This window comes from Paraburkholderia lebeckiae, assembly GCF_014201005.1.
In the GTDB taxonomy this organism is placed as follows: domain Bacteria; phylum Pseudomonadota; class Gammaproteobacteria; order Burkholderiales; family Burkholderiaceae; genus Paraburkholderia; species Paraburkholderia tuberum.
Window position 1 is genome coordinate 1 of sequence record NZ_JACHDK010000022.1, and the last position, 12530, is coordinate 12530.

General features: G+C 61.7%; 10 protein-coding genes. 9 read left to right on the forward strand and 1 reads right to left on the reverse strand.

What is annotated here, in order from left to right:
• On the reverse strand, positions 1-1117 hold a 1117-nt coding region (locus tag HDG39_RS35700; RefSeq protein ID WP_311735900.1), incomplete at its 3' end, for a hypothetical protein.
• Between the two features lie 22 nt (positions 1118-1139).
• On the opposite strand from HDG39_RS35700, the gene HDG39_RS35705 reads away from it, so the two are divergent.
• From HDG39_RS35705 to HDG39_RS28365, 9 genes are all read left to right on the forward strand, one after another.
• A complete protein-coding gene (locus HDG39_RS35705) occupies positions 1140-2351 on the forward strand; it encodes a YadA family autotransporter adhesin (protein ID WP_311667610.1) in 1212 nt (403 codons plus the stop codon).
• A gap of 28 nt (positions 2352-2379) precedes the next feature.
• The gene (locus HDG39_RS28325) at positions 2380-2709 is read left to right on the forward strand and encodes a hypothetical protein (RefSeq protein ID WP_184010672.1); all 330 of its coding nucleotides are present in this window, start codon (positions 2380-2382) and stop codon (positions 2707-2709) included.
• Positions 2710-2915: 206 nt separating this feature from the next.
• Positions 2916-4748: a tetratricopeptide repeat protein gene (locus HDG39_RS28330; protein WP_260328311.1), complete on the forward strand. Its 1833-nt coding sequence runs from the start codon at positions 2916-2918 to the stop codon at positions 4746-4748.
• Positions 4748-6430, forward strand: coding sequence for a tetratricopeptide repeat protein (locus tag HDG39_RS28340; protein ID WP_221305890.1), 1683 nt, complete (start codon positions 4748-4750; stop codon positions 6428-6430). Before HDG39_RS28330 ends, HDG39_RS28340 begins: the two co-directional genes overlap by 1 nt.
• 117 nt (positions 6431-6547) lie before the next feature.
• The gene (locus HDG39_RS28345) at positions 6548-7723 is read left to right on the forward strand and encodes a DUF2827 domain-containing protein (protein WP_184010677.1); all 1176 of its coding nucleotides are present in this window, start codon (positions 6548-6550) and stop codon (positions 7721-7723) included.
• Positions 7720-8874: a DUF2827 domain-containing protein gene (locus HDG39_RS28350; protein ID WP_184010679.1), complete on the forward strand. Its 1155-nt coding sequence runs from the start codon at positions 7720-7722 to the stop codon at positions 8872-8874. The genes HDG39_RS28345 and HDG39_RS28350 overlap by 4 nt, the downstream gene beginning before the upstream one ends.
• 18 nt (positions 8875-8892) lie before the next feature.
• Positions 8893-9453, forward strand: a complete 561-nt coding sequence (locus HDG39_RS28355) for a DUF4019 domain-containing protein (protein ID WP_409259213.1) — start codon at positions 8893-8895, stop codon at positions 9451-9453.
• Positions 9450-10577, forward strand: coding sequence for a DUF2827 domain-containing protein (locus tag HDG39_RS28360; RefSeq protein ID WP_184010681.1), 1128 nt, complete (start codon positions 9450-9452; stop codon positions 10575-10577). The genes HDG39_RS28355 and HDG39_RS28360 overlap by 4 nt, the downstream gene beginning before the upstream one ends.
• Positions 10578-10947: 370 nt before the next feature.
• Positions 10948-11721, forward strand: coding sequence for a response regulator transcription factor (locus HDG39_RS28365; protein WP_184010683.1), 774 nt, complete (start codon positions 10948-10950; stop codon positions 11719-11721).
• Positions 11722-12530: the final 809 nt, after the last annotated feature.

Genomic DNA, 12530 nt, shown 5'->3' on the forward strand with positions numbered 1-12530 from the left:
TGAGCTCGCTGTCGACGTCAGCCTCGACGGGGATCAGCACGGTGCAGAGCGGCGTGGATTCGCTGTCCACAGGCCTGGGTTCGCTGTCGACCTCCACGTCGACGGGTATTTCGTCGCTGTCCACGTCGGCCTCGACGGGCATCAGCACGGCGCAGAGCGGCGTGAATTCGCTGTCCACGGGCGTGAGCTCGCTGTCGACCTCCACGTCGACGGGCTTCTCTTCGCTGTCGACGGGTATGAGCTCGCTGTCGACCTCCGCATCGACGGGTATCTCGTCGCTGTCCACCGGTATGAGTTCGCTGTCGACCTCCACGTCGACAGGTATTTCGTCACTGTCGACGTCGACCTCGACGGGCCTCTCGTCGCTGTCCACGGGTCTGAGCTCACTGTCGACCTCCACATCGACGGGTATCTCGTCACTGTCGACGGGCCTGAGCACGACTAACAGCGCGGTCACGTCGCTCTCGACGGGTGTGAGTTCGTTGTCGACGTCGGCCTCGACGGGGATCAGCACGGCACAGAGCGGCGTGAATTCGCTGTCCACGGGTATGAGTTCGCTGTCGACCTCCACGTCGACGGGTATCTCGTCGTTGTCGACGTCGACCTCGACAGGCATCTCTTCGCTGTCGACGGGTATGAGCTCGCTGTCGACGTCAGCCTCGACGGGGATCAGCACGGTGCAGAGCGGTGTGGATTCGCTGTCCACAGGCCTGGGTTCGCTGTCGACCTCCACGTCGACGGGTATTTCGTCGCTGTCGACATCGGCCTCGACGGGCATCAGCACGGCGCAGAGCGGCGTGAATTCGCTGTCCACGGGCCTGAGTTCGCTGTCGACCTCCGCATCGACGGGTATCTCGTCGCTGTCGACGTCGGCCTCGACGGGGATCAGCACGGCGCAGAGCGGTGTGAATTCGCTGTCCACGGGCCTGAGCGCGACCAACAGCACGGTCGCGTCGCTGTCCACTTCGACTTCGACCGGTCTCCTGTCGCTGTCGACGTCGGCCTCGACGGGCATCAGCATGGTCCAGAGCGGCGTGACATCGTTGTCGACAGGTCTGAGCACGACCAACAGCACGGTCACTTCGCTGTCGACGTCGGCCTCGACGGGCCTCAGCACGGTTCAGAGCGGCGTTGCGTCCTTGTCGACAGGCCTGAACACGACCAACAGCAGCCTCACCTCGCTGTCGACGTCGACCTCGACGGGCCTCAGCACGGTTCAGAGCGGCGTGGCGTCCCTGTCGACGGGCCTGAGCACGACCAACAGCACGGTGGCACTGTTGTCCACCAGCGTTAGTACGGCAACCAGCGGCGTCAGCGCGCTGTCCACGGGCATCGCCACAGGCACGATCGGTCTCGTGCAGCAGGTAGGCGGCGCGCCGGGCAACGGGGTCATCACGGTGGGAGCCAGCACGGGCGGCACCAGCGTCGACTTCACCGGCACCGCGGGCGCGCGTCAGCTGACCGGCGTCGCCGCCGGTACGGCGCCGACCGATGCGGTGAACGTGAGCCAGTTGCAGGCGGTGGCCTCGGTCGCAAACGACGCCGTGCTGTACGACAGCGCCACGCATAACAGCGTGACGCTCGGCGGCGTCGGTGCGAGCTCGGCGGTCGCGCTCACCAATGTAGCCGCGGGCACGATCTCCGCCACCAGCACCGATGCGATCAACGGCAGCCAGTTGTTTGCGCTCGAAACGCAAATCAGCTCGCTCGGCAACGGTTCACTCGGCGCCCAGCTTCCGCAGACCTCGCAGTCGACAGTCGCCAGCACGTCGTCGCAGTATGTCTCTGTGAAATCGACCGGTAGTGCGGCGAGTGCTACGGGGACTGAATCGGTGGCGGTCGGCGGCAATTCGACCGCGAGCTCGGCCCATAGCGTTGCGGTGGGTTCGGGTGCACAGGCGACGGGCTCCAATTCGTCGGCGATTGGCTCGAACGCGGTGGCCGCCGCGCCGAACTCCGTGGCGGTGGGCTCCGGCTCGATCGCCAACGAGGCGAATTCGGTGTCGTTCGGCTCGCCGGGCAGCGAGCGGACCCTCACGAACGTGGCGCCGGGTGTGAATCCGACCGATGCGGTCAACATGTCGCAGTTGAACTCCGTTCAGCAGGGCGTGAACGCGCTGGCGCGGCAGGCGTACTCCGGTATCGCGGGCGCAACCGCTCTGACGATGATTCCCGACGTCGACCCGGGCAAAACCTTGGCGATCGGGATCGGCTCGGGCAACTACAAGGGCTACTCGGCGGTCGCGATCGGCTTCTCGGCACGCCTTACCGACAATCTGAAGATCAAGGGCGGCGCGAGTACCAGCGGATCGGGCAGTGTGGTTGGAGCTGGCATTGGCTATCAATGGTAAGGCGGATGGCGCGAGTGAAGGAGCGCGTATGAGTGTGACGGATTACACCGATCGTTTCATATCCAATCTGCTGGCGGGAGGGCTGGTGACGTGCTTGACGATGTCTGTCGTCGGCTATTTCAACTGGTTCGCGAACGGCATAGGCGGCATGACGCCGGACGTTGTGCAGCTATGTCTGGTTGTACTGCTGGCTTCTGTCATCCTGTTTGTCTTGCCCTGGCTATGGCGCGTATGTGCGCGCTCCCGACGCACGCTCTTCGCCGAAACCCGGCCGCGCGCGGGGGCGTGGCAGGGTCGGGCGACTGGTTTCGTTTTGGGTCTTGCCGCCGCGGTTTCTATCATCGCGCAGTTGAGGTAGGGGATGTCGAGGAGACCGCGCAACGCAGTCAATCACGTCTCTTCCTCGCATGAGGAGGAGCATGAGGCACGTGAACAGGAGCACAACGTGCAGACTCCAGCGCCGAGGCTTTGGATGAGCGCAGGCGAGCTTGCATCACGTTGGACCGTTCTGCGCCCGTGGGCCTGGAGCGCCGGAGTTGGGCCGTTTTGGAGGGATTGTGCACAATGAGCAGCGCGATGGCATCGTACTCCGAACGTATTGATGAATTGATGGCCGAGGGGGATCTCGTTGGCGCCTGGCGTCTGCTGGAGGCTCACGGTGCTTCGCCCCCCGGCGATCCGGGCATAGTGGCGGCGGCTGGGCGGCTTTTGCGTCTGCGAGGACGCCACGCGGAAGCCCGTGCATTGCTGGATCGTACATTGCAGGGCGCTTTGGACGACACCCGCGTGGTGACAGAGCTTGCGTATGTCGCGCGGGATCTTGGCGAGCGCGAAGTGGCCGATGGGTGGTTCGAGCGAGCGTACCGCAAAGGTACGGAAGGCGAGCAATGGGTACTGGACTGGATCGATCTCCTGTGCGGTCTGTGCCGGTTCGATGTGGCACAACGCGTCGCGGCAACGTATTGCGAACGCATGCCTGGGAGCGCTTCAGGCTGGTTCTCGCTTGGCCTCGCGTACCAGCTCGGCAAGCGGCATGATCTGGCGCTCGACGCTTACGAGCGTGCGATGCGGCTCGATCAAGCGTTGCCAATGCTGCGCAACAATATGGCGGCCGCCTACATTGCGACGGAAAATTACCACGAGGTGCAATCGCTGCTCAGGGATGTTCTCCGTGATGATCCCGGCAATGCGTTGGCCTGGACCAATCTCGCGACGATGCTACTGAAACGGGGCGATCCGACAGCAGCCCAGGTGGCAGCAGAGCGTGCCTGTTCGCTCGCACCTAACTATCCCGTTGCGCTGCAGTGCTGCGCGAATGTATCCAGTGAATTGCAGCAATGGGACATGGCGCTGCATTTTGCGCAACGCGCGGTAGAGCTTGAGCCGGCCAATATGTCTTACGTCTGGTCGCTCGCGATGTTGCAATTGCTGCGTGGCGACTATGCGGCGGGCTGGTTGAACCATGAAGCGCGATGGGACGGCTCCCCTGAATTGAGCGGCAGCTGGCCTAATTTACCGATGCCGCGATGGACAGGGCAATCCCTGGCCGGCAAGAGCGTTGCCGTGTGGAGTGAACAGGGCAACGGCGATGTTCTGCAATTCGCACGGTTCCTGCCGCTCGTTGCCCGAAATGTCAGGAAGGCGGGGGGCAAGCTCATCTTCATTTGCTATGCGAGCCTCCTGACGCTCATGCAGCGCAGCCTTGGCGATGAGGTGGAGACGGTCATCCCGAGCGAGCAGCCGCTTCCCGAGACTGCGATCGATTACCACTTGCCGCTCGGGAGCCTGCCGTTTGCGTTCGGTGTGACGCCGGACCAGCTTCCCGCCGCGACGTCCTATCTCAAGACGGATCACGCGAAGGTCGGTGCCTGGCGTTCGCGGCACGAGTCGGACACGGGCCGACTCAAGGTTGGGCTGGTCTGGAGCGGCAGTCGCACGCATCAGCGCAATCCGTTGCGCTCAGTCGACCCGCGCGTCCTTGCGAGCGCGCTCGGCGCCGTGCGGGGTGTCGATTTTGTCAGCCTGCAGATCGGCGCCGGCAGTGAGACGAAAGCGATGCGCGAGGCCGGGATGAGTGTGTCCGACCCAACTGGCGAACTCCGGTCGTTCGATGACACGGCGGCCTTGCTGCACAGCCTGGATCTGGTGATCACCGTGTGTACGTCGGTCGCACATCTGGCCGGCGCTTTAGGCGTGCGCGCGTGGGTCTTGCTCGACGTCAGACCGCACTGGACCTGGATGATCGAACGTAACGATAGCCCGTGGTATCCGTCGATCCGGCTGTACCGGCAACAGGTCTATGGCCAATGGGAACCGGTGCTGACGCATGTCGCGCGTGATCTCGCGGCGCTAGTCGTGACGGCAACGCACCAGTTGACTCAAAAGGCGAGCGCGTGATGGTGCCGTGCGAAGCGATCTTTCTGCGGGCGTTCGAGGCACATCGATGCGGGCATCTTCAGGAAGCCGAAGCAGGTTATCGCCGCGTACTCGAGTACGATCCCCGGCACGCCGATGCGCTGCATTTGCTGGGTTTGATTCACGCCGGACGAGGCGCGTTGCCCGAGGCTGCGGCGTTGATGCAGCAGGCAGTTGGCATCACGCCGACTGCCGTTTACTTCGGCAACCTGGGTGATGTGCTACGCCAGCAGGGACTGCATGCGGCTGCAGAGGCAGCATGCCGCCGCGCGATCCAACTGAAGCACGACCATGCACCGGCCCACTTCAACCTCGGTCTGCTGTTCATGGCGACGGGGCGCAGGGACGAGGCGGAGCACGCGCTTCGTCAGGCATTGACGTTCGCCCCTGCGTCGAACGACGCGCTGAACAACCTCGGCGTCCTTCTTCAAGACATGGGGCGCACCAACGAGGCCGAGACCGCATACCGTCGCGTGATCGGCAACGATCCCAGCTACTTGCGCGCGCATTACAACCTCGGCTTACTGCTTCTGCGAGCAGGCCGTTTCGGCGAGGCCGAACTGGCCTTCAGAAACGCGCTCGAAATCGATCCGGCGTACGCCGACGCGCAGAACGATCTTGGTACAGCGCTGCGGGAGCAGCAACGTTACGCGGACGCCGAGGCGACATACCGGAGCGTGCTGCAGGAGTGCCCTGATTTCGCGGATGCCCGCTGGAATCTGGCGCTCCTGCTGCTGGCTCAGGGGCGATACGCGGAGGGCTGGCAGCATGCGGAGGCTCGCTACGATATGCATCGGACGACTCCCGTTTTACTCCCCGATCCGGGCTATCCGCAGTGGCGGGGCGAACCGCTGGCCGGCCGCTCACTCGTGATCTGTCACGAGCAAGGTCTCGGCGACTCCATCCAGTTTGCCCGATACGTGCCGCTCTTGAAGGCGCGAGGCCTGCGCCGTCTTACTTTGTTTTGCCCCGAGCCGTTGCAGGAACTCCTGAAGACGCTCGAAGGCGTGGATGAAGTGGTCTGCAATATGCAGGAAGTCGGACCGCACGATTTCTGGTCGTTGAGTATGAGCCTGCCTTTGCATGTCGGCACCACGACCGCAAACATTCCCGCACGTCTGCCGTATCTGCGCGCGCTGCCCGATCGGGTACGGCGTTGGCGTACCTGCTTGCCCGCACACGGGATCAAGGTTGGACTCGTCTGGAAGGGCTCGATTTCACATAGTCACGACGCAGACCGGTCTTTGCCTGGTCTGCTGTCGCTCGCGCCGCTTTGGTCGGTGCCGGACGTAACGTTCGTGAGTCTGCAGAAAGGGCAAGGCGAAGACGAACCTGCGGCTCTGGCGAAGCAATTGCCGATGGTGTGCGCCGCGCCAGACCTGACGGATCTCGCCGATACGGCGGCCCTCGTCAGCCAACTGGATCTCGTGATTTCCGTCGACACCGCGGTCGCACACCTCGCGGGGGCGCTCGGCAAGCCGTGTTGGCTCCTGCTGCACAAGCCGTGGACGGACTGGCGCTGGATGCACGGCAGGACCGATTCCCCTTGGTATCCGCACGTAATGCGTATCTACCGGCAAGCGACGCCCGGGGATTGGGCCGAGGTCATAGGGCGGGTCGCGGTGGCGTTGGAGCAGTATGCACAACCCACGGTGGCTTCGTGAGCATGCCAATATCCATCGAGGCGATGTGGCCTCGAATCATTTTCGCCAGTATGGCGAATCAAGCTGCAAACCCTGGCGACGAGCGAGGGTTGATGACATTGCGTAGAGAACTGAATCGTGCGAATCGGAATTTCCGTTATTAGTCGTAGTGGGCAGAGCATCTGGGAGAACGGCCTTGGCCAGAATGTCTTCTTTCTTGCCGAACTGTTTCAGCGCTTGCCCTTTGTGGAATCGGTGCTGCTGATCGATGTCGGCGACCAAAATGCGATGCCGCCGCAAATCGATCTGGCCGCACGCAATCTCAGGCTGACGAGGGTGCGCGAGGCCACCGACGAAGTGGACGTGGTCATCGAAATGGGAGGCGCACTCGATATCGAATGGCTCGATCTGATACGTGCGCGTGGCAAGAAAGTGGTGTTTCACTGCTGCGGTCAGCCGTATGTCAATCTCGTCGAACCGGCGATCTTCTCAAAGCCCTCATACTCGCCGCGGCCCGAGCGTTGCGACGAAATCTGGTATTTGCCGAAAGACGCAGCGTACGCGCCGATGATGCGCCTGCTGAACCGCTGCGACTTGCATGAGGTGCCGTTCATCTGGCATCCGCAGTTCATTCAGCAACGGGTGAGGGAGGTCGAGGAACTCGGCCTTCGCTACGGTTTCGACGCGCGCGATGCTACCGGCAACGCGGGCGATGTTGTCGCCGCCAGCGCACGACGCGGCCTGCGCGTGGCGATTTTCGAGCCGAACATTTCGGTCGTGAAGGCCTCGACCATTTCGATGCTGGTGTGCGACGAGGCGTACCGTGCGGATGCCGGCGCGGTGGAAGCGATGCATGTGCTCAATACGTTGCACATGAAAGACCATCCTACGATGCTTTATCTGGCCAACTCGCTGGACCTCGTGCGTCAGCACAAAGCCACGTTTCATGGCCGGCACGACATTGTCGGCTTCATGGTGCAGCATGCCGATGCGATCGTGTCGCATCAATGGCAGAACGAACAGAACTACAGCTATCTCGATGCGCTTTATGGCGACTATCCGCTGATTCACAACTCGCCGTGGCTGCGCGAAGCAGGTTACTACTACCACGGCTTCGACGCGCGCGATGGCGCCGTGCAATTGCAGCGCGCGGCCGTTGCACATGCAAGCGGTATCGACGACTACCGCGCCCGCTCGCAACGCGTGTTCGCCGAAGTCGATCCGTTCAACCAGCACAATCTCGACGCCTATGCGGCCCGGCTCCTGCATCTGTGCCGTAACACGAAATTTGCCAATTCCGCGAGCCGCCCATGAGTGTCCAACCCTATCCCCATTCGGTCCCCCGAAACTTACGCGTGGGCGTGTCGATCTTCGTGCGCAAGGGCGAGCAGTCGGTCTGGGAAAACGGCATCTACCAGAACTGCATTTTTCTGGTGATGCTGCTGATGCGCTCGCCGCTAGTCGAAGCCACGTATCTCGTGGCGGGAGGAGGCGACGGCAGTCCCGAGGACGCGCGAAATTTTCTGGCTGATTCGCCGGTGCCGCTGATCGATATGGACGAAGCGGCCGCGACGCTCGACGTGATGATCGAAATGAGCGCGCAACTTGCGCGCGAGTGGGTCGTGGCATTTCGCGAGCGCGGCGGCAAGATCGTGTCGATGCGAGTGGGCAATGATTATGTGATCGATATCGAGCGCATGATCTTCGACAAGTCGCATGGATTGTTATTCACGGCCGCGCCGTATCACGAAGTCTGGACGCTGCCTGAGTACGAGAATACTTGTGTGCCGTATTACGCCAGTACGTTCCGCTGTCCAGTGCGCGTGATGCCGCATCTGTGGAGTCCCGTCATGCTGGAGCGCGAAGCGGCGCGTCTACCGGAGGGGCTCAACTTCGGCTACCAGCCGGGACGTCGCCGTTGGCGGGCCGGTCTGTTCGAGCCCAACATCTGCATGGTGAAGACGAGCTTCATTCCGCTGCTGACCTGCGAAGCGGCGCATCGTGCGAATCCGGACATGATCGAAAAAGTGTGGGCGTACAACACGTTCCATATGAAAGAGCACGTGAGCTTCAACGGTTTCGTCCGCAGCCTCGATATCGTGAAGCATGGCCTGAGTTCGTTCGAAGGGCGCTTTCCATTTTGTCGCGTGGTCTCGGAGCATGTTGATGTCGTCGTGAGTCATCACTGGGAAAACGCGCAGAACTATGTCTACTACGAGGCGCTGTACGGTGGCTATCCGCTGATTCATAACTCGCACCTGATTGGTGATTGCGGATATCGCTATCACGGCTTCGATTGCGAGGAGGGTGGCCGGGCATTGCAGCGGGCGTTCGCCGGGCACGATACGCATGTTGACGCCTACCGGCGCACGGCGAACGCATTCCTGCGCGGGCTCGATCCCGAGCACGATGACAACGTGCGGATATACAGCGATGCGTTGGCTGCGCTTTATGAACGAGAGTGAGCGGGCCGGAACACGTCCTTGCTTGCGAGGACTATCCACATCACTATTTCTTTATACGAGTACATATTCATACACGGGGAGCATCATTTGAAACACGTCACCACGATCTTCAAGCTGGCGGCCGTCTGCGCACTGACCATGTCGGCCGCGCTGGCCGCAGCCGCACAAGGTAACTCGGCCGACGAATTGCTGAACGATGCCGAGCGTATCTTTCAGCAGTTCGACTCGAACAGGTACGCCGAGGTCTGGCAGGATGCGGCGCCATTCATCAAGGGGAAAATTCCGCAGGACCAGTTCGTCAAGACAATGAGCGACGCTCGTCACACGCTTGGAGCGGTGACACGGCGTGGCTGGTCGTCGGTCACGCGCATCCAGTCCATTGGCGTCTCCGGAATGCCCGATGGTCTTTATGCGAACGTGGACTCCGCATCGACACTTGCCAATGGCCACACGGCTTTCGAACTGTTGAGCTTCCAGTTAGGAGCCGACGGGCAATGGCACTTGACCGGATATACGCCGCGTCTGACCCAAGCCCAAGCCCAGGGCGCGGAGAGCGCCGTGCGCGCCGGCGCGAAATGAGCGCACTGCGCATCGGCATCACGATCGGCCTGCATCACACGGGCGAGGCGTTGTGGAACAACGGCATCAAACAGAACGCAGTATTCCTCGCCGAGGCGTTGCGGCATTGCCCGCAGGTGGCCGGTGTGGTGCTGGTCAATACGACGGCGGTGCCGGTTACGCCGGCGTTGCCGTGGGATCTCGCCCGCTATCCGACGGTCGGCTTCGAAGCCGCGAAAGACTCGGTGGATGTGCTGATCGAACTCGGAGGGCAGATCGACGGCGCGCGGACCGATTACCTGAAGCAGCGCGGCGCGCGCCTCGTCTCCTATTGCTGCGGGTTCGAATACATTCACGCGATGGAGTCGGTGCTTTTTCGCAGGCGGCTGTGGGGTGAAAACCTGTTCGTCAATCAGCGTTACGACGACATCTGGCTCATTCCACAGGTTGCGCATATCAGCCAGTCCTACTTCGAGGTCTTGCGGCGTCAGACCGCACGCGTCGTGCCGTTTGTATGGAGTCCCATGTTTCTCGATGAACGCGTCGCTGCCATCGAACATGCCGGAGAATACCAGCCGCGGTCTGGCGCGAAGCGTCTGAGCGTGATGGAGCCGAATATCAACGTCGTGAAGTTCTGCCTGTATCCCGCGTTGATCGCCGAGCTTGCTTATCGCGAGCGGCCCGAGAGCATCGCTATTCTGCAGGTGACCAATGCGGAGGCGATCGCGACGGAAAGCCTCGAATTCATCACGTTGCTCAATCAGCTGAATATCGTGAAGGAACACAAGGCCGTGTTTCTCGGGCGTTACGACACACCAGCATTCCTCGCCGGCAATACGGACATCGTCGTCTCGCACCAGATGGAAAATCCGCTTAATTACTTCTACCTGGAAGTGTGCTGGCAAGGCTACCCGCTGATACACAACGCGTCGCTCTGTGACGATCTTGGCTACTACTATCGCGATAACGATGCCACCGAGGGCGCGCGACGCGTCATCGAGGCCATCGACACACACGATGCGCAGGCGTCGTCGTATCGGGAGCGGCAACGGGCATTAATCGAACGGTATTTGCCGAACAACGCGCAGTTGGTCGCAACCTACGCCGCGCTGCTCGACGAACTGATGACTCGCCCGTATCGCTGACCGATATGCATCGCTGCCCGATATTTCGATCTCGTTTCGAAAGCATTGCGTTGGCCTCGGTTGTGATCTTCACATGGCGGGGAGACGGATGGCCTGCAACCCGCCGAACAGATCTCCCGCCCCCCATATGGGGGGCTATGTTGCCGATGCACACTGGTTATCCTGAACTTCAGAAGTTCGCAAAGTTTATGCGGAACGACGGCGTTTGTTGGGGGTGCAACCCAGAACGATCGCCGGATGTCTGCCCCGTGAGGGGGGCGCGCCTACTCGACTCGGCCATCCCGATGGGGCGGTCCAGATCGCGCACTCCGGTTCGTTCCGCCGGATGCTCGATTCGCAGGTCCGTCGGCTCGAAAGAAAGAGGTGACACATGAAGATCCTGTTGGTGGAAGACGATCTTGCGCAAGCTTCGGCTGTTGAAAAAGCATTGCAGCAACCGGGGCACAGAATAAGCCGGGCGGATTCTGGCGAAAATGCCGTGCGCTTCCTTAAGATCAATCAAGTCGATCTCGTGGTGCTCGACTGGAAATTACCCGGAATGACCGGACTAGAAGTCCTGCACTGGATACGCGGCAATATCGGTCGGGATGTCGCCGTGCTGTTCCTGACGAGCAGAGTGCTGGAGGTCGACGTTGTGCGTGCGCTCGATGCGGGCGCCGACGAATACGTTGTGAAACCGTTCCGCGCGATCGAACTGGTTGCCAGAATCAGCGCCTTATTGCGTCGCACCTACCGCAAGGAAAAGGTCGATAACCCGATAGCCGTGGGGCCCTACGTCTTCGATGTGGAGCGCCGCAACGTCTCTCTTCACGGCAAGACAATAGAGTTGACGGCGAAGGAATTCGACGTCGCCGCGTTTCTCTTCGCCAATATCGGGCGCGTGGTTTCCAGGGACCTGTTGGCGAAGCTTGCCTGGGGACGCGAACTCGATAGTATGTCCCGCACGATCGACACCCATATCTATCGGTTGCGGCGAAAGCTGTCTTTGCACTCGGAGAACGGCGTGCGCCTGAGCACCGTCTATACGCACGGATACCGCCTGGACGAGGTTGTCGTGCATAGCGCGGCAAGCGAAACGCTGGTCTGTGAGGCGTCGGAAGAGCGTGCTGAACCCAACCCCTGGCTCCTGCCAACGGCCTGCTAGAGCAGCATCGGCCAGGACTTCGGATCGGAGCAGGGCGCGTTTCCTTGCGTCTGGTCTGAAGCCGGCCCTGCATCGGCGGGCTGTCGCGGACTCTGCGCGCGACGCGCGCCATCAGCTCGTGATGCGACGGAACGCTCTGAGAGCACGAACCTGGCAACGCTACCTGGACCCGGAAAGCTGTTCGGCTACGTCTGTGATTCGGCGCTGCACGATATGGTTCATCCAGTCGGTTGCATCCGGGTTGGTGGCGGCTGTCAATCCTCATGTCACCGCAGTGACGGGTCGTTCGTCGGGCCAATGTCCAAACGACGCATCCTGGTTAGCGCCGCTCATCGACGGTCGTGCCCACTGGTGTCGATCCGCGGCGCGATCACGCGCGTGCGGCCGATGCGCGGCCTCGAGGCGGGTTTGCTCGCCCATCGAATCCGACGGTAGCCAAGTGTGCGGCGCTGCCTGACGGTCATGCTGTCGATGTTTGCGTGACACGTCAGACGTGCCGTTGCCAACCGGTTGTGGTCTGGCGCGAACGACCTTCGTTTTCATCGTGACCGGCGCAGGCATGCGATCCGTTTCAATCGCCACGGGTAGCGCCGTGCTGCGCGGCTGCGGGACTTTGCACTGGCTGAGGAGTTTGCGGGGCGCCACCGCTCGCTGCCTGGCCGGGTCAGAGACGACATCAGCCTGAAACCAGGATTCACGTAGCGGAGGATGACCGAACGCGATCCACGCGCAGACGACGACCCCACCAATCAGAAACGCAGGTCCGGCGAACACACGCCGACGCGCTTGCGAATGGCGAGACGCGGATG

Excerpts from the sequence above, each read along its gene's own strand:
- HDG39_RS28365 (WP_184010683.1), top strand. The coding sequence starts at position 10,948 with ATGAAGATCCTGTTGGTGGAAGACGATCTTGCGCAAGCTTCGGCTGTT.
- HDG39_RS28350 (WP_184010679.1), top strand. The coding sequence starts at position 7,720 with ATGAGTGTCCAACCCTATCCCCATTCGGTCCCCCGAAACTTACGCGTG.
- HDG39_RS28340 (WP_221305890.1), top strand. The coding sequence starts at position 4,748 with ATGGTGCCGTGCGAAGCGATCTTTCTGCGGGCGTTCGAGGCACATCGA.
- HDG39_RS28360 (WP_184010681.1), top strand. The coding sequence starts at position 9,450 with ATGAGCGCACTGCGCATCGGCATCACGATCGGCCTGCATCACACGGGC.
- HDG39_RS28325 (WP_184010672.1), top strand. The coding sequence starts at position 2,380 with ATGAGTGTGACGGATTACACCGATCGTTTCATATCCAATCTGCTGGCG.
- HDG39_RS28330 (WP_260328311.1), top strand. The coding sequence starts at position 2,916 with ATGAGCAGCGCGATGGCATCGTACTCCGAACGTATTGATGAATTGATG.